This is a genomic window from Flavobacterium sp. HJSW_4 (genome assembly GCF_042436695.1).
In the GTDB taxonomy this organism is placed as follows: Bacteria; Bacteroidota; Bacteroidia; order Flavobacteriales; family Flavobacteriaceae; genus Flavobacterium.
In genome coordinates this window covers 55,845-75,705 of the sequence record NZ_JBHNPP010000024.1, presented here as the reverse complement: position 1 = coordinate 75,705, position 19,861 = coordinate 55,845, and the positions used below count along the sequence as shown (strand labels likewise).

The 19,861-nt window shown below is 35.9% G+C and carries 9 protein-coding genes; 7 read left to right on the top strand and 2 right to left on the bottom strand.

What is annotated here, in order from left to right; all coding sequences use genetic code 11:
- The first annotated feature begins 344 nt into the window (after window positions 1–344).
- The 4 genes from ACE01P_RS19100 (at window position 345) to ACE01P_RS19085 (ending at window position 11,195) form a co-directional block, all read left to right on the top strand.
- Window positions 345–3,683 carry a family 16 glycosylhydrolase gene (locus ACE01P_RS19100; RefSeq protein ID WP_379700637.1) on the top strand — a complete coding sequence of 1,113 codons (3,339 nt, stop codon included), beginning with the start codon at window positions 345–347 and terminating at the stop codon, window positions 3,681–3,683.
- A 125-nt stretch (window positions 3,684–3,808) separates the two neighbouring features.
- The gene (locus tag ACE01P_RS19095; protein ID WP_379700636.1) at window positions 3,809–6,454 is read left to right on the top strand and encodes a beta-1,3-glucanase family protein; all 2,646 of its coding nucleotides are present in this window, start codon (window positions 3,809–3,811) and stop codon (window positions 6,452–6,454) included.
- Between the two features lie 102 nt (window positions 6,455–6,556).
- Complete coding sequence (locus ACE01P_RS19090; RefSeq protein WP_379700635.1) at window positions 6,557–8,182, top strand: glycosyl hydrolase family 18 protein; 1,626 nt, start codon at window positions 6,557–6,559, stop codon at window positions 8,180–8,182.
- A 142-nt stretch (window positions 8,183–8,324) separates the two neighbouring features.
- Entirely contained in the window at window positions 8,325–11,195 is a 2,871-nt protein-coding gene (locus ACE01P_RS19085) for a carbohydrate-binding protein (RefSeq protein ID WP_379700633.1), read from the top strand.
- 376 nt (window positions 11,196–11,571) lie between these two features.
- On the opposite strand, the gene ACE01P_RS19080 is transcribed toward ACE01P_RS19085, so the two are convergent.
- Together ACE01P_RS19080 and ACE01P_RS19075 are read right to left on the bottom strand one after the other, a co-directional pair.
- Window positions 11,572–13,500: a metallophosphoesterase gene (locus ACE01P_RS19080; RefSeq protein ID WP_379700631.1), complete on the bottom strand. Its 1,929-nt coding sequence runs from the start codon at window positions 13,498–13,500 to the stop codon at window positions 11,572–11,574.
- Between the two features lie 148 nt (window positions 13,501–13,648).
- Window positions 13,649–14,707: a phosphatidylinositol-specific phospholipase C1-like protein gene (locus ACE01P_RS19075; protein ID WP_379700629.1), complete on the bottom strand. Its 1,059-nt coding sequence runs from the start codon at window positions 14,705–14,707 to the stop codon at window positions 13,649–13,651.
- A gap of 265 nt (window positions 14,708–14,972) precedes the next feature.
- On the opposite strand from ACE01P_RS19075, the gene ACE01P_RS19070 reads away from it, so the two are divergent.
- The 3 genes from ACE01P_RS19070 to ACE01P_RS19060 all read left to right on the top strand — a co-directional run bounded on the left by ACE01P_RS19070 (window position 14,973) and on the right by ACE01P_RS19060 (window position 19,859).
- Entirely contained in the window at window positions 14,973–15,497 is a 525-nt protein-coding gene (locus ACE01P_RS19070) for an RNA polymerase sigma-70 factor (RefSeq protein WP_379700627.1), read from the top strand.
- An 83-nt stretch (window positions 15,498–15,580) separates the two neighbouring features.
- Window positions 15,581–16,504, top strand: coding sequence for a FecR family protein (locus ACE01P_RS19065; RefSeq protein WP_379700624.1), 924 nt, complete (start codon window positions 15,581–15,583; stop codon window positions 16,502–16,504).
- A 70-nt stretch (window positions 16,505–16,574) separates the two neighbouring features.
- Window positions 16,575–19,859 (top strand): SusC/RagA family TonB-linked outer membrane protein, encoded by a 3,285-nt coding sequence (locus ACE01P_RS19060; protein ID WP_379700622.1) that lies wholly within the window; start codon window positions 16,575–16,577, stop codon window positions 19,857–19,859.
- Window positions 19,860–19,861 lie beyond the last annotated feature (2 nt).

Sequence of the window (19,861 nt, the reverse complement as noted above, 5' to 3'; positions counted from 1 at the left end):
GATACCGTATTCGCAAAAAACTGCAGCTTCCGTCAGATGTAAACATTACCGAATTTATTCTCAATTTCTAATTTTTATCTTGTAAATGAAATCCTAAGTAGTTTTACGCTTTTTATGGGCTATTTATTACATTTTTTTAATAGTACCGTAGTCAAACCGTACTCGAAAATGTAAGTCTTGCCTGATTTTTTAGTTAATATTGCGCTGTTATTGTCGGAAAATACAATCTGTTTTTGAAAACTAGCCTGTATTGAAGAAATAACAAATACTAACTAAAAACCTATTTAAAAATGAAGCAAAATGACTTTTTTTTCGGCCGACCACCGAGAAGCAATTCTTATTTAATGAAACAATTTTGTGTAGCAGTTTTATTTTTACTGTTACCATTTCTGAAAACTCATGCCCAATGTAATACGCTCGTTTGGTCTGATGAATTTAATGGTACAACAGTAGATTTAACCAAATGGCAAAGTATTTCAGGAAACGGATGTCCGTCGCTCTGCGGATTCGGAAATGCTGAAGCACAGCGCTACGATCCAAATCAGGCAACAATTGTAAAAGAGGGAACAAACAGTTACTTAAACATTGAGGCGAAATATGCGCCAAATGCACAGTTTCCAGATCAGCCGTATGCTTCTTCAAAATTGACTACAGAAGGGAAGTATTCTCTAAAATACGGAAGAATTGAAGCTCGTATGAAACTTTCTAACGCGCAAGGTGCATGGCCAGCTTTTTGGATGCTTCCAGTTAATGGAAATTGGCCTTTTACGGGCGAAATTGATATTATGGAAGCCAAGCATAGAAATCCGAAATCGGTAGATGGAACGATTCATTATGATGGTGGCGGTTATCAATTTACAGGAAGAAGTTACAGTTCACCAATTGATTTATCATCAGATTTTCACGTTTATGCTGTAGAATGGGGACCAAATATTATCAAATGGTTTGTTGATGATGTTTTGTTTCATACGGCGACGCCAAATACAACGGTAAACGGCGGATGGCCTTTTAATGACAGCAATTTTTATATTATTTTGAATCTCGCAGTTGGAAGCTACGGAACGCCTTACACAAGAGTTAACGGTGTGGGAGTAGAGCCAGTTCCTGCCGATTTCCCAGCAAAATTACAAGTCGATTATGTTCGTGTTTACGATGGGAGTTTTAAATATGCGGTAACTGGCGATAACAAAGTTTACCAAAATGAAACTAGTAAAACCTATTCTGTAAATGCAATTGCGGGGGCGACCTACAACTGGACTGTTCCAGCGGGAGCAACAATTGCATCAGGGCAGGGAACAAACTCGATTACAGTAAATTGGGGAACTTCTGGAGGAGATGTTTCTGTGGTTGCAACAGTTTCTGGCTGTAATGTCAATAACTACAAACTGGCGGTTACGACCGAACCAGCATTGCCAGTTGAAAAAATACATGAAGATTTTCAAAGTAATCGAAATGTATTGTACCCCGTAAAAACGGGAGTTTTGACAGAAGCTGTTGCGAATCCTTCTGCAACGGGAATTAACACTTCTGCTTTGGTTGGAAAATACGTTCGTAATTCAAGTGAATTGTATGATGTTTTAAACATTAGAAATGTAACGATTACCAATGCCAACGATTATGTGTACGGAAGAAAAAGACTTTCGTTTGACATTTATACTTCGGCGCCAGTTGGAACAAAAATCTCTATGCAATTAGAAAACAGTAATGTTACAACGGCAACTAATTATCCGTCAGGAAGACATAGCGGATTTAAAGCAACAACTACAGTTCAGAACAAATGGGAAACATTAGAATTTGAATTTGAAAAAGTAATCGATCCAAATACGAGTGCTTTGGCAATCAATAATGTGGTACTTCTTTTTGAATCGAATTCGAATTCTGGAGCGACTTATTATTTTGATAATTTGTTGACAAAAGCAGCGCCAGAAAAACCGATTATTGCGACTGACATTCTTCAAAATTACGACGGCGTAAATAAAATTATTAAAGGAACAACGACGGGAACGTATTCTGTTGTGGCAAATCCCGGAACTAATTCGGTTAACGCTTCCGCGAATGTGGCGAGGTACATTAGAAACTCTTCAGAACAATATGATGTGCTTTTCTTCAACACGCAAAGCACGATTGAAGATGCTGGTTTATTGAAAAATCAGACGAATAAAATCATGATTGACGTGTATACTTCTGCGCCAATTGGGACAGTGGTAAGTTTGAATTTGGAAAACAGTGCGACATCGCTTCCAGCTAATTATCCGACAGGAAGAAATAGTAATTACGTAGCGATTACAACCAAACAAAATCAATGGGAAACGCTGACTTTCTATTACAATTCAAGTCCAGATGCGGGAACTTCAAACTTGGCAGTAAATCAAATGGTTTTATTGTTCAATTCAGGTTCTTATACAAGTGATACTTACTATTTTGATAATATTAGAATTGGTTCAACAAAACTTCCAGACACTTTTACTCAAGGTGTAATTTATGAAGATTACCAAACGATTCACAATATTACGTTTAGAGATGCAATTGGAACGTACACGCCAAACACAGTAAATCCAAATGCAAGCGGAATCAATACTTCTTCTAACGTTGGAAAATACGTTCGCAAATCGACTGAATTGTATGATAATTTTTCATTCAATACAATAATAAATAATATTGGAGATTTCAAAGGCGGAGTTAAAAAGTTCGCGATGGACGTTTATACTTCTGCGCCAGTTGGAACCGTAATTTCTTGGCAGGCAGAAAGCAGTGCTTCAATTCCGTCTAATTATCCTGTTGGAAGACACAGTATTTATCAAGGAGTTGTAAAACAGACTAATGCTTGGCACACTGTAACTTTTACGTATGCGAGTTCGCCAGACACTTCAACTGCAGATAGTGATGTAAATCGTTTTGTTTTCTTGTTTGAACCGGGAACAAATTCTGGAAACACTTATTATTTTGATAATCTGAGAGCTTTAAATTTAGTTTCAACAGAAAATCCGAATCCGACTGTGAATTTAGCTTTAAATAAAACAGCGACAGCTTCGACATTAGAAAATGCAACATTTACTGCAAATCAAGTAACAGACGGAAATGCAGCTACAAGATGGGCGAGTTCTTTTGCGAATGCGACAGAATGGATTTATGTTGATTTAGGAAGCAATTACAATATCAATAGAGTGGTTTTAAAGTGGGAAGCCGCTTATGCAACGCAATACAAAGTGCAGCTTTCGACAGATAATGTTTTCACAGAAAATGAAACGGTAAGCAATCAAACTGCTTCAGACGGAGGAACAGATGATTTAACGGTAAGCGGAACAGGAAGATATCTTCGAATTTTATGTAATGCGAAAGCTTTAGCGCCTTACGGATATTCATTATTTGAAATCGAAGCTTATGGTTCGGCAGCGACTTTAAGTGCTAAAATGGCTTTGAATGTTGAAGAAGAATCTCAAGCAGAAGAAGTTCTTTTTGCCGTGTATCCAAATCCGACAACGAATTATGTTCGAGTTTCATCTCCTGAAAACTTAGATAATAAAGTCATTACGATTTATGATAATTCTGGAAATTTAGTTTTACAAAATAAAATTCAAGAAAACGAAAGCGTAATTGACATAAGCAGACTTCGTAGAGGAATTTATATTCTGAACTTCAAATCAGATCAAAAAAGCTGGACTAAAAAGCTGATTAAGAAATAATTTTAAATCTGTTGGGTGCAATTCAAGGAGGGCATACCAGTTGCACCTGGCGGATTTATTTAGTCATTTAGTTGAAAATGGCTTTGGTTTAAAATCTATTCACGTAACCCCAAAATTATTTAGATATGAATAAAATTAGACTTCAAAGATTTTCTTTTTTGACGACACTTTTTCTAGTGTTTTCAAGCCTAATGCACGCCCAAGGGCCTGTGCCTTTTACGATTAGTAATAATTCGACGTTTGCTGATAGCGAATTATATGTTGCCATTGTCGGTATCGATTATACCACAGGAAACCATGTTTGGGTCAATGCGAAAACAAGTCAGGTTTTGCCAATGAGCGCTTCTTACAATACCGTTACTGGACCAACTTACGGTGGAAACACAGGTCCGGGACAAAATTCAAAGTACGCTGCTTGTTTTACAAAATTGAGTGAAATTCCAAATAAAACCTTTACGCTTCCTTTAATTGCTGGATGTAGAGTTTTTATTTCTAAAGGTTCACAATTGTATTTTTACTTTTTTGGCGCAAACGGAGCTCCGTCTGGATATGCATCGCCAAATCCGCAAAATGCGACAGATCCGAATCAAGGAATTTTGTATGAAATGATCGAATTGACTAATAATCAATACGGTTTCTTCGGAAATCCAACAAGAGTTGATTCATACAAATATCCAATGGGATTGGAATTATTTGGTGCAAACGGTTACCAAAAGAAAGTGGGGGATTTGAAAAAACACGCTGATATTGTTGCCGCTTTTAAAGCGAATGTTCCAGCAGAATTTCAAGGTTGTGTGAACGATGCAACAGGCGAAATTACAGCACCTTCTAAAACGGCAGCTTACGCCGAAGGAACTGGACAATATGCAAACTACTTGAAATCATACATTGATGCGATTTGGAATAAATATAAAAATGAAGATTTGATTTTCTACGCAGGAGATGCGGGAGTTTTTAAAGGAAGAGTGATTGGAGAACAGCTAGAAATGGTGGGACAATCTGGCGCTTTTGTTGGAAGAACCGGACGCGTTCAAAACAGACCTTCAACACAAGAAGCTTTGGAAGGAAAAGGTGTTCTGGACAGAAGATTGGTTGATGGAGATTTAGATCTTGTAATTCAGTCGCAATTAACGGCTGCGATTAACCGTCACGTTGTCAATACAACTACTGCAAATCCGGGTCAGCAAAATTGGTATGATGCATCGAAATATTATCAAGTAAATCCAACGAATCATTATTCTAAATTTTGGCATTTACCAGGAATCAATATCGATAATTTAGCTTACGGATTTGCTTATGATGATGTTGCCGATCAGTCACCATCGCTTCATTCGCCACAGCCAACAAAAGTTATCGCAACATTTGGAGGTTATGCAGGATTAACGCCTTCAGTACCAGCTTCAACAGATGTAATTACAGTTTACAAAGACTGCAACTACACAGGATTTTCTGGCGGATTAACAATTGGAGATTATAATCTAGCTCGTTTAAATTCTTTGGGTGTTTTAAATGATGATATTTCTTCTTTGAAAATTACTCAAGGCTATCAAGCGATTTTGTATCAGGACGATAATTTTACTGGAGCTTCAACCGTAATTAATTCTGATAATACTTGTTTGAATACGACTTGGAATGATAAAGTGAGTTCAATCAGAGTTATTGCAAACGGAACGACAACTTTAGGAAACCAGACTTTCTTTCTTCAAAACAGAAATAGCGGTTTGTATATGGATGTTTGGAATTCTAGCATGTCAAACGGAGCAGGAATTAATCAAGGTGCTTTGAATTCTGGAAACAATCAGAAATTCACGCTTACGCATTTAGGAGACGGAATGTACAAAATCATTGCAAACCATAGCGGCATGTCAATGGACGTTAATAACTTCAATAAAGCTAATGGTGCTAGAGTAGAGCAATATCCATACAATGCAACGACAAATCAGCAGTTTATTTTGGTTTCTACAGGCGATGGTTATTACAAAATTGTTGCCCGTCACAGCGGAAGAATTGTTGAAGTTGCGGGAGCAAGTACAGCTTCTGGAGCAATTGTACAGCAATGGGATAACAATAACCAAACTTGTGGACAATGGAAATTAGTTCCAACTACAACTTCTCAAAGTTCCGTTTTAATTCAAGCCGAAGATTATTCAGCAATGAGCGGAATTCAAGTGGAAGCAACGACAGATACTGGCGGAGGTTCAAATGTCGGTTATACAGAAACTGGCGATTGGTTGGCTTACAACAGCATCAATTTCCCAACAACAGGTTCTTATTTAATTGAATATAGAGTTGCAAGTGCTTCAGGCGGTGTTCTTTCTTCAGATTTGAATGCTGGTGCTATTGTTTTAGGAAGTGTAACTGTTCCAAATACAGGAGGATGGCAAAATTGGCAAACGGTTTCTCAGACAGTAAACGTAAATGCAGGAACGTATAATTTCGGAATCTACATTCAGAATACTGGGATGAATATCAACTGGATTAAAATTACAAAAACAGCAGGAACAGCTAAAATAGCTGCTACTGAAACGGTTGAGGAAGAACCAACTGCAACAGAATTAAATGTTTATCCAAGTCCGGCAGAAAGCACTCTTTTCGTTACAACATCTGTGAGCGGAGAAAAAGTAAGCATTATAGATCAGACAGGAGCATTGGTTTCTGAACAAAAAATCAATAACAACAGTATTGATGTTTCTCGTCTTAGAACTGGAATCTATTTTGTTGTTTTCCATAAAGATGGAGGAAAAACAGTGAAACGTTTTATTAAAAAATAATTTCAAAAGAAGTACAAGCCTTGGACATTCACTACAGAATTGTTCAAGGCTGCTTTAACGCAATAATTAACCCCTACTATTAACTATTGAAAATTGAATATTATGAAAAACAATTACAAAAGAATGCCACTAAAATGGACGATCATTTTGGTATTAGGAGTTTTCAATTTGAGTATTGCCCAAAAAAAGGTAATCGCTTATATCCCCAATTGGATTGATTTAAATGCTTTTTCAAGCACTGTTCAGTACAATAAATTAACGCATATTAATATTGCTTTTGAAAATCCTGATGCAAACGGATATTTGAGTTTTAATTCAGGAAGCAATACGATTATAAATGCGGCGCATGCACAAAATGTAAAAGTTTTTGTTTCTCTTGGAGGAGGTTCAGTTTCTGAAGGAGGAGCAATTCGTGACAATTATTTTAATCTGATAACGCCAGCAAACAGAACGGCTTTCATCCAAAAAATATACGATTATGTTGTCGCTCACAATTTTGACGGAGTTGATGTCGATCTTGAAGGCCCAGCGATTAATGGAGATTACGGAGGATTTGTAATTGCTTTAGCGAATAAATTACATGCCAATGGCAAATTGATTTCAGCAGCGCTTTCAGAAGGATATGGTGGTGCCAATGTACCTTCATCTACTTTTGCAGCTTACGACTGGATCAATATCATGGCTTATGATGCAACTGGACCTTGGGCACCAAACAATCCGGGACAGCATTCTCCTTACAGTATGGCTGTAAATCAGTTTAATTACTGGACAGGAAGAGGATTGCCTGCAAGTAAAGCCGTAATTGGGCTTCCATTTTACGGATATGGTTTTGGAGCTTCTGCTAATCAAGGAATTTCTTATGCGAATATCGTAGCGCAATATCCTGGTGCTGAAAATTTAGATCAAGTTGGAAATACAATTTACTACAACGGAATTCCGACAATCAAACAAAAAACAACTTTTGCGATTCAAAATGCGGCGGGAGTTATGATTTGGGAGTTGTCTCAAGATGCAACAGGCACAAAATCATTATTAAATGCCGTAAATCAAGTTATTACAGGAAGTAATCCGCCAGCAACGGGAACTTTGATTCAGGCAGAAAATTACAATGCAATGAGCGGCGTTCAAACTGAAGCAACAACCGATACAGGCGGCGGATTAAATGTTGGATATTGCGATACAGGCGATTGGATGGCATATTACAATATCAATTTCCCAACTTCTGGTTCTTACCAAATCGAATATCGTGTTGCGAGTGCCGTTACAGGCGGAAGATTATCATCTGATTTAAGTGCAGGAACGATTCAACTTGGTGCTATAAATGTTCCAAATACTGGAGGATGGCAAAACTGGCAAACAATTACGCAAACTGTAAACGTAAATGCAGGAACATATAACTTCGGAATCTATGTTCAAAATACGGGTTTTAATATCAACTGGTTTAGAATTACAAAATCGGGTTCAACAGCTAGAACTGCTGCGCCAGCTACAGACCAATCTATTGCTAGTTTAGAAATTTATCCAAATCCAACAGAAAGCGAAATCTTTTTTACTGCGGAAGTTTCTGGCGGAAATGTAAATATCATCAATACAGAAGGCGGAGCAACTGTTTCTTCTCAAACTGTAAATAATAACAGTATAGATGTTTCGACTTTAAAAACAGGTATTTACTTGATTTCAGTTGAGAAAAACGGAATCAAAACAGTAAGACGTTTTATTAAGAAATAGTTATTTAACCGCAAAGCACGCAAAGATAATCGCAAGGCACGCGAAGTATTAAATAAAGCTTAGCGAACCTTGCGTAAGACTTAGCGTCTTTGCGGTTAATCATCCAACAAATAGTTTCGTAACCCTTTTTAGCCCAAATCATATGAAAAACAATTACAGATTTAATTTAAGTCTGCTCGTATTTTTAATTTTTGGAAGTTTTGCTTTTGCACAGACTTCATTAGGTTCGAGCAAGTCTTTTATGAATACTTTGAAGAAGGAATTGACCACTTCAACGACTTCAAAAAGTGCTGAAAAAACAATTTTACTTCAGGCAGAAAATTCAAATTTCAACGGAAAAATTAATTACAAAGAATCGAATGCCACAAGCGAATTTTTAATTGGGGAAATTAAAAATATTGAAGAATCTTCGTTTTATATTAAAGTAAAAGAAAAGTCTTTGGAAGGTCATATTTTGTTGAAGAAAACCAGAGAAGCCTACAAATATTTTTCTGATGCGAATGGAAATGCTTTTGTAGAAAAAGTCGACATCAATACTTTAGTTTGTATTGATTACAAAAATGTACCGACAAAAGACAATACAACTTCTAAAACAACTGCAACTGCTGAAGTTGCACCAGCATTATTAGATTTACAAAGTTTACCAGGTGCAGCGGGCTGTGTTATGCTAGATTTTGATGGCTATTATATGCCAGCAGGAAATCTTTGGAACAACGGAAATGCAATTAATGCAGCGCCTTCAGGAATGAACGATGCAGCCGTACAGCAACATTGGGAAGTGGTTTCAGAAGATTATCGTCCTTTTAATGTGAATGTCACTACAAACGAAGCGGTTTTTAATTCGTATCCCAAAAATAGAAGAATGCGTGTTGTAGTTACACCAACAAATACTGCAGCTCCGGGCGCAGGAGGTGTGGCGTACATTGGTTCATTTAACTGGGATAATGATGTTCCGTGTTGGGTGTTTATCACTTCTGGAAAATCGGGTGGAGATGCTTCTTCACACGAAGTCGGACATACTTTTGATCTTGGCCACGACGGACGCACAAGTCCAGCCGAAGATTATTTCTTAGGTTTAGACGGAACTTCTTGGGCGCCAATTATGGGTGCTGGATATTACAGACCTGTTGTGCAATGGAGCAAAGGCGAATACAATAATGCTAACAACAAACAAGATGATGTAGCAATTATTGCGAGCGCTAAATTTGGAGTAGGATATCGTGGTGATGATTACGGAAACAACACCGCTTCTGCAGCAACTTTAGATTATAATGCAAGCGGACAAATCAATCAGAAAAACGGAATTATTTCTAGCGAAGCTGATTATGATTTCTTCACGTTTACAACGGGCGGAGGAAATGTTTCGATTAATGCGAATACAGTTTCAAGAGACGGAAATCTTCATTTATTAATTAGATTATTTAATTCAGCTGGTGCAGAAATGGGAACGTATTGGAATTCTGATCCTTTTGCTTTGAATGCTTCTATGAATGTCAATCTTCCTGCTGGAAAATACTTTATTGGAGTTGATGGCACGGGAGCTGGAAATGCTGGAAGCGGAGGTTATTCGGCTTATGGTTCTATCGGAAGTTATTCGATTACAGGAACAATTCCACCAGGAGGAAATATCAGTCCGTCGACAGATGTGATTACCGTTTACAAAGATTGTAATTACACAGGATTCTCAGGCGGATTAACAATTGGAGATTACAATCTGACTCGTTTAAATTCTTTAGGCGTTTTAAATGATGATATTTCTTCCTTAAGAATTACACAAGGTTATCAGGCGATTTTATATCAAGATGATAATTTTACAGGAGCTTCAACGGTAATCAATTCTGATAATTCTTGTTTGAATACAACTTGGAACGACAAAGTAAGTTCGATTCGAGTTATTGCAAACGGAACTGCCACTTTAGGTAACCAAACTTTCTTCCTTCAAAACAGAAATAGCGGTTTGTATATGGATGTTTGGAATGCCAGTATGACAAATGGTTCAGGAATCAATCAAGGTGGCCTTACTTCAGGAAACAACCAGAAATTTACGTTTACGCATTTAGGAGACGGAATGTATAAGATTATTGCCAACCATAGCGGACAGTCAATGGATGTGAATGGTTTTAATAAAGCCAATGGTACGCGTGTTGAACAATATCCGTATAACGGAACAACAAATCAGCAATTTATTTTGGTTTCAACTGGTGATGGTTATTATAAAATTGTTGCCCGTCATAGCGGAAGAATTGTTGAGGTTGCAGGAGCAAGCACAGCTTCTGGAGCTATTGTACAGCAATGGGACAACAACAATCAGACTTGTGGACAATGGAAACTGATTGCTACGACAACATCGCAAACATCGACTTTAATTCAGGCTGAAGATTACTCAGCGATGAGCGGAATACAAGTTGAGCCAACTACAGACACTGGCGGAGGTTCTAATGTTGGTTATACCGAAACTGGTGACTGGCTGGCTTACAACAATATCAATTTCCCAACAACGGGTTCGTATTTAATCGAATATCGAGTTGCAAGTGGTGTTACAGGCGGTAGATTGTCATCTGATTTAAACGGAGGAACTATCATTCTAGGAAATGTGGATATTCCGAATACAGGAGGCTGGCAAAATTGGCAAACCGTTACGCAAACTGTAAACGTAAATGCAGGAACGTACAATTTCGGAATTTACATTCAGAATACAGGAATGAATATCAATTGGATTCGAATTACAAAAGTAGGAGCGGGAGCACCTGTGGCTTCTGCAACTATTGAAGAAGAAGCAGAAAATGATGCGGTTTTAAATGTATATCCAAATCCTGTTTCAGAAACGTTGTTTTTCACGAATGATGTTTCAGGTGGCAGTTTGAAAATTGTCGATTCTCAAACGGGATCTACAGTTGCATCTCAGAAAATAAGCGATAATAGTTTGAATGTTTCGCATTTAAGACAAGGAATTTATTTCATTGTTTTTGAGAAAAACGGCAAACAAACCATTAGACGTTTTATTAAAAAATAACCCATTTGCCATAATGGTTTTAAATACATTAAATTTTAGGTTTTTAATGTAATAAGAAGGCTGTCTTTTTTAGACAGCCTTCTTTATTGTTGAGATTTAACCGCAAAGTACGCAAAGGTTTTTACGCAGAGATCGCAAAGTTTTTTTAAGCTAAATTTTATAAAATAAAAAAGTTCGCAAAGCTTTCTGAATTAGCTTTGCGAATTCTATATAAAACATGGCCCAAGGTTTCAACCTTGGGGTACGTATCGTGTTCCAATCTTTGTGCACCCAAGGTTGAAATCTTGGGCTATGTTCTGAATAAATTGCGAAATGATTATATAAAAAACTTAGCTCCCGATAGCTATCGGGATTGCGTTCTTTGCGGTAAAAAAGCTTATTTCAAACTCTTAACATCACCATTTTTCAAATCAACTGAAAAGTGATCAGCTGGAACTTCGTGCATGAATTTGTTGAAAATAATAAGGAATAATTTCATTTGTTTTTGCATCGGATTATCTTTCGAAAGATCAGCTTTAGAACCTTCTAAAAATAAATTAGACAAAACTTTATATTCTTTTGCTCTTTGAGTTCCGACATCGGCCAAGGCTAATTCATCGGCGCTTCTGTAACGATAAAAATCTACTAGAAGATCGTAACCTGTCCAATTGAAATTATCTTTTTTGAGATTGTTTTGAGCTAAAACTTTCTCAGATTTTGCTTCAGCTTCATTCCACTCTTTTTGAAACTGTTCTTTGTTTTTGAGAATAAAATCAAAATCTTTATCTGATTGGATGTTAGCCAAAACCAGTAAATCTTTCGCAGAAACATTCAATATAAAATCTTTGAAAGCAGAAGGCCAATCGTCTTTTAAGAAACGAAGACGAACCAATTCTTTCAAATGGAAATCGGTAAAATCGTGATAGTTTTTTGTTTTTAAAATATCAATATTCCAAATGTCTTGCGTTTTCTGACTTTCCAAAAACTGATATTCCATTTTATATAAATCGAAAAGTTCGTTATATCTCGGAACATCATCAATAGTAATCGTTTGAATATCTACAAGATTATCTTTTTTGAAAGTCAATAATTTATAAGCGGGAATATAAGCAGCCAAAGATGGTGTTTGGATATTAACCAAAGTATTTCCTTTCGGAGAAGTTCTCACACCTGTATCGTTAATATGCATGTGACCTCCAAAATGAATCTTCAATCCTGCATCTGCAAAAACCTGCGCTACTTCTTCAACTGGAACACGGTTCAATTGCCATTTGTTTGGACCAAGAAGTTCTTTTATTTCCGCGGAAGCGTCATCATTAAAATCAATCATAGGAAAATGACTGAACGCGATTAAAGTTTTTCCTTGTTTTTTGGCTTGAGCCGAAATGTCTTCAACCCATTTAATTAAATGTTTTTTGTTCGAAAGCACATTATTATAACCTGTACTTGCTTCGCTGTAATTTTTAGAATCTTTTTCTGTAGAAGCATTTTTCTTCGGGATATAAACATTTCCATCAATGGCCATTAACCAAATTCCGTCGATTGGTTCTACAACATAACTCACGTCTGGAACTTCATAACCTGGAGCAACTTCATAGACACGATTTTCTAATTTAGCACTTTCTTGAGCTTTTTCGAATGTATAATTTTCATTCGAATAAGAAGAAAAAGGAGTCGCCCAAAATTTGTATTTTTTGTTGGGATGAAAACCAAAATTCTGAAGCTGATCGGTGATTCCTAAATAACCCATTTTAGCAATATCGGCGGTAACAACTACGGGCTGTTCGATGTTTAAATTGGGCTTATAAAGGCCTTCTTTGCTAAAAATGGGTTGACTTTTACCTTCTTTTCCTAAGAAATCTTCTTTTCCAGATTCTTGAGCGAAAGGCCCAACTGGATCGTGATTTCCTGTAGTGATAAAGAATTCTATTCCGTATTTTTTACTGTATTGATCTAATATTTTGGCTAATCCGCGAACGTGAATTGGCTGACCGTCATCTGTATAATCTCCCGGAAGTGCTACGTATTTGATTTTTCGCTTTGCGATATCTTCTAAAGCAGCTATAAACGCAAAATAATTTTCATTGAAAATTCGAGTAGAATGAAGCTGCGATGACATGGTTCGCACCAAAGCATATTCTCCTGTTTTCGGATTTAAAACGCCTTTATAATCTGAATCTGAAAAGCTGCCAAATAAGTCTTGTAAATGCACATCAGACAAAAATGCAATTTGCGTTCCGTTGAGGTTTTTTACTTTTTGTGCTGATGCAGTATTGATGAAAGCAACAAAGAATAGTATGCGTAATATTGTAAATCTTGGATTCATATTTTTTACTTAAAGTTTTTTAACCGCAAAGGTTTAGATAAAGTCTAATAATATTTTTAATCTCGCAAAGACGCAGAGTCGCAAAGAATATAAAAAACTTAGCGACTCTGCGCCTTTGCGAGCAATTTTAAAGATCTTTGCTTTTAAATTAAGGCGCAGTCACAGGATTATTTCTAACATAACTTCCATCATCATATTTGATTTGATATGGAGAATTGAAGAAAGTGCTTGGCAAATAATAATCGGTTGTGATGATTTGCGCTCCTGATTTTTTAGCCAATTCAAAATGCTTGTAATCGTTGGTGCGTGCTTCTTTGGTATCAGAATCGGCTCGGGTTCTTATTAAATATCCTTTTTTCACTAAATCTTCTATTTGTGGATCTTCGGCATTGTTTCTAAATAAAGTTGCGGCTTCTGGTTTTCCAGGTTCGGCGTTAATAAAAACGGCGCGTCCCTTAAGGGACGGGTGATTCAATGCGTACAAATCTCTTTTTGCGCCGTTGTTATCTAATAAGAATAAAAATCTTCCTTTGGCTTCTTTTAAAGTTGGCCAATTGTTGTTTAAAACTGCTTCTTCAAGCGTTTTATATTTTCCTCGAACCATGTCTGGCGTTATCAGTTTGTCTTTGCCTAATTCTTTACGAATCACTTTGTCCATTTCGTCAAAAACTGATGCTGTGAAATCTTCTGGTTTTGTTCCGAAGAAATTTGCGTCTCCGTCTTTTGGTTCTAAAGTGATGAAAACAGGAACGTGTCCCGGATTAGCATCTGACCATTTTTTTAATTCCTGAAGGCAGATTTCGAATGTATAAGCAGAAGTTCTGAAATCAATGTCTGGCATGTGAAAAACCTTAAAACCAGGTTTTTTCATTAATCCGTTTGGGTCGTAGGCTTCTTCAGATTTAGCGATATCTAGACCTTTCGGGTGTGCATATTTTCCGCCTTTCGCGTCAGCAAAAATGTCAATTTCTAGATTTCGCAAGCCTTTATTTAATTGATCGGTAATGCTAATATGAGTGTATTGCAAACCTTTAAGAGAACGAGTGGTATCTCTGGCTTGAATAAGATTGTATAAATCAGTTTCGATCGCATGACGATAACTGTTATGCGATCCGATAACCTGAAGCTGGTTAATTTTCAGATTGTCGTTTTGCGCTTGAGCAGTTAATGCTCCTGCGAATAATAAAGTGAATAAAAGTTGTTTCATAATTCTAAAATGTAATTGATACTGTTGAGTGGGGACGCATCAAAAGAAAATTGCATTTTTTGAAAGTGACTAAATTAAAATGTGAAGTGGATTTTTGTGTTAGATAAAAAAAAAGAAATCGCAAAGTCATTAGTTCTTCTGCTTTAAAAAAGTAGTATTTCTACAACAAACGTGTTTATTTGTTAATTTAAAGATAACCTTGGCGCAAAAAACATTGGGATTTCATTTTATTATTTTACCATATTAAAAAGCCTGTAATTACCCTATGAATAATCCTGAAGTTTTTGAGAAAACGTATAACCAATATTGGAAAAAGCTCAATGCATTTTCTTATACGATGACTCAGGATAAAGATTTGGCGCAGAACATCGTTCAAGATGTTTTCGTGGATTTATGGGAAAGAAAAGAAGAACTGAATATTAATGCCATCGAGCCATTTTTGTTTCGTGCGGTTAAAAATCAGGTTTTCAAACATTATCAGAATAATCGTTTTGATAAGACTATTTTAGAAGAAAAATTCGAAGACTACATTATAGATAATTTTTCGACTATAGATCCAGAAGTTATGGATTTACTTTATTCGTTATTGGACAAACTTCCAGAGAAAAGAAAAGAGGTTTTATTGATGTATAAATTTCAAGACATGACAATCGATCAGATTGCAGATGAACTTGGAATTTCAAAACAAACCGTAAAAAATCAGATTTCATCAGCTGTAAAACAACTTCGAGAGGGCTTGAAAGATCTTGCTTGGTTGGCTCCATTAATTATTTTTAATCATAAATTTTAAAATAACTTTCGCTTGACGTTTTCATAATATTCGGCAATAGTACGATTTTGAGTTTCTAGTACTTATTCATAACAATAAGTATTATGATAAAAAGATTAAAACATAGTTTAGAATATCTGCTTGATAAAAGTTCGCGAGGAAAAACGTCATCGGCAGAAGAAAATTTATTACATGATTTTGCTTTCGACGAATATCAAAATTCAAAATGGGATAATGATCTTATGGGAAATCCAGAAATCGAATCTCAAAATATCTACGACGAAATTCAATTAAGAATTGGAAAGAAAAAATCTTTCAATCCTTATTTAAAATATATGGCAGCTGCCAGCATTCTTTTTCTACTTGGTTTAGGATTTTTCTTGAGACCAAATGTTTTAAACCAAAAACAAATCACATTTAAAACGTCATCGATTCCCAAATCTATCCAATTAAGTGACGGTTCGAAAATTTATCTGGCAGCAAACTCATCATTTCAGTATCCTGAAAAATTTGAAGGCGATCAAAGAACGGTTTCTTTATTAAAAGGAAATGCGTTTTTTGAAGTTGCCAAAGACAAAAAGCATCCGTTTATTATTCATTCTGGAGAAATTCAAACCAGAGTTGTGGGAACTTCATTTCACATTCAATTATCAAAATCTCTCTGTAAGGTAATTGTTGTAACCGGAAAAGTAAATGTTTCTGGAAAAGGGCAGAGCGTAGATTTAGTACCCAATCAAGAAGCTTTATTTGAATCTCAAAAATTAACGAAACAAATGGCTGATAAAGCATTTTTGGTGAATTGGTACAATCAGGATGTAACGCTTGACCAAACTACTTTAAAACAGGTTATTGCCATTTTACAATATAAATACGGAGTTTCATTTGAGTATAACAACGAACACGTATTAGCAACGCCGTTAACGGTATTCATCAAGAAGGACGCGACATTAGAAAATGTTTTGGAACAAATAAATTATATCACAAACCTAAAATTCAAAGTCTATGGCGAAATAGTAAAAGTGGATTAAAAACAAAAAAGCAGTTGCGGGAACAACTGCTATTAATAACTAAGCATCGTAAAAAACAATTACTTAAATCATGTATTTTAAACCTTCTTATTTAAATCTAAAGAGTTTTGTCTTTTTAGTTCTGGCTTTACTTGCCTTTCAGAGCGGCTATAGTAAAACTAATTTCTTAAAAGAGCCAAAAGTAGCAAATAAAATAGAAAAAGCGACCCTTGTTTCTATTTTTTCAAAATTAACGAAACAAACCGATTACAAATTCAGTTACGGACAAGCTATAATTGCTGATAATACGGCATATACAGTAAATTATAGCAATGAATCTATTACTGCAATTTTGAATGATCTTTCGCAAAAAGCAAATTTCAATTACAACATTAATGGGAAACTGATTTTAATTCAGAAAACTGCTGCGCCAAAAGCGGTAAATACTAAAGCAGTTGATAGAATTAAAGTAAAAGGAAAAGTTGTTGATGAAAATAAACTGCCGATTCCTGGAGCAACAGTAACAGAAACAAGTTCGTCAAATTCTACAGTTACTAATTTCGATGGAGAATTTGAAATTACAGTTGGAGAAGGAAAAACGATTGACATTTCTTATATGGGTTATAAAACCAAAACAGTTGCTGTACAAACAGGTTTTATGAACATTCAATTGGATCCAAATACAGCGGAGTTAAACGAGGTTTTGGTTGTAGGTTACGGAAAACAATCTAAAAAAGACGTTACTGGAGCGGTTACACAATTGGAAGCAGGAAGCTTTAAACAAGGTGTAAACGTTTCTGTAGATAATTTAATGCAAGGAAAAGTGGCGGGTGTACGTGTTGTAAATACAAGCGGTGAGCCAGGAGCAGGGGTAAACGTAACCATTCGTGGAGTTGGATCTATTAGAAGCGGAAGTACGCCTTTATTTGTTGTTGATGGTGTGCCGTTGTCAAATGACGATGTAAGCCCTTCAGGAAGCAACGTAGGTTTTGGAACTTCTTCTGCTAAAAATCCATTGAACTTTTTAAATACAAGTGATATCGAATCGATTACCGTTTTGAAAGATGCATCTGCTGCTGCAATTTATGGAGCGAGAGGTTCTAACGGAGTTGTTTTGGTTACGACTAAAAAAGGTTCTAAAGGCGAAGGAACATTAACTTTTGATTCTTATATGGGAGTTTCGACTGTGGCTAATAAACTAGACGTTTTAAGCGCAAGCGAATATAGAAATGCAATTACAGATAAAGCTTTTGATCATGGTGGAAATACAGATTGGCAAGATGTAATTTACAGAACTGCTATAACTAAAAATAATTCGCTTTCTTTTTCTAAACAGACAGAATCTGGAAACTATTATGCTTCGCTTGCACAAATGGATCAAGAAGGTGTGGTTCGTAACAGTAATTTTAAACGTCTTTCAGGAAGAATTAACGCTGCTGAATCATTTTTAGACAACAAACGTTTAAAAGTAAAAATGAATCTTACGGCAAGTGAAACTAAAGATGACGGAGTTCCAACAAGTGATGACGGTGGTTCTAACGGACAATTGATTGTTCATACTTTAATGGCAAATCCAACGCGTTCGGTTTTTGATGCGAATGGAAATTACACGAATTTCAACATGAATGCGCATTACAATCCAGCGTATTTGTTGAGTATTTACCAAGATCAAACGAGAACTTTGAGAGTTTTAGGAAACTTAGAAGCTTCTTTAAGAATTATTGACGGATTAGAATATAAATTAAATATTGGTGTTGACCGTTCGATGGCGGAAAGAAACACGACTATTTTTCCAAACTTAACAGATTTGAATCCGAAAGGGAAATATGTTCAGAATAATTTAGATTCTAAAAACTCTTTGGTTGAGCATTATTTGACTTACAATTTAAATTTAGATAAACATAAAATCGAAGCTTTGGCTGGTTTCTCTTACCAAAAATTTGAAAGATCAGGAACAAGTTTCAGTATTGACGGAATCTCTGATCAAGGTGTTGGAGTTCCTCCATCAATCAATCCTGGATTTAAAGGAACACAATCTGGAACAACGGGTTATGCTCAAGAAAACGAATTGCAATCTTATTTCGGAAGATTGAATTATAGTTTTGACAACAGATATTTGGTAACGGCTTCTATGAGAGGTGACGGATCGACTCGTTTTGGTAAAAACAATAAATACGGTTATTTCCCATCTTTCGCTTTAGGATGGAATATTGCTAACGAAAGTTTCTTAAAAGAGTCTTCTACTTTAAACAATTTAAAATTAAGAGCGAGCTGGGGGCAAACAGGAAACCAAGAAGTTGAAAATAAAATTACGCAAGCAAGTTATTCATTGTCTGGAGCTGATGGATATTATTTATACGACGATTTAAATCTAGTAAACGGAGTATCTGTAAATAGAACACCAAATCCTGATTTGAAATGGGAAGTTGTAACGCAGTATAACGTAGGTTTAGATTTCAATTTATGGAACGACAAATTGTACGGAACATTAGATTATTTCAATAAAACAACAACAGATGCAATTTTGAATGTTCCTTCTCAAGCTTTGAGTCCGACAACTACAATTTGGACAAATATTGACGGTAAAATCATCAATAAAGGTATTGAGTTTATGTTGGGTTCTAAAATAGTTGACACTAAAAACTTCACTTGGAATATCGATATGAACGGTGCGACTTTGAACAATAAAATTCAAGATCTTCCAGTTTCAGAAATCTTAACAGGAACAATTTCAGGTCCTGGACAATCTGGTGTAAATGCTAATATTTACAAAAGCGGATATGCAGCTGGATCATTCTATTTATTGGAGCATATTGGTTTTGATGCTAACGGAGCAAATATCTTTAAAGATCAAAATGGAGACGGTGTAATTGATAACAGCGATAGAATTATTATTGAAGGAGCGCTTCCAACTTTCTATTACGGATTTAACAGTGACATGAGATACAAAAACTTCTCGTTCTCGTTCTCTATCATCGGACAAACAGGTGGTTATTTATTGAATAATACAGGTTTGAATGCATTAAATATTAACAACTTGGCATCAGATCGTAACGTGGCAACAGGTTATTATGAGTCTGGAGCAAATGCAGCAAACTCGCCAATCTTGTCTACTTTATTCTTAGAAAAATCAGATTTCATTAGATTGAATACAGCTCGTATCGGTTACAATTTTGATTTGAAAGGATTAAACTGGATCAATGGGTTAACGCTTTACATTACAGGTCAGAACTTAATTACGATTACAAATTACACAGGTTACGATCCGTTAATCAACAGTCCGAAATCAAACGGAGGAAACCAATCTATCGGTATCGATTATGCAAGTTATCCAACTTCTAGAACATTCAGTTTTGGAGCAACTTTAAAACTATAATT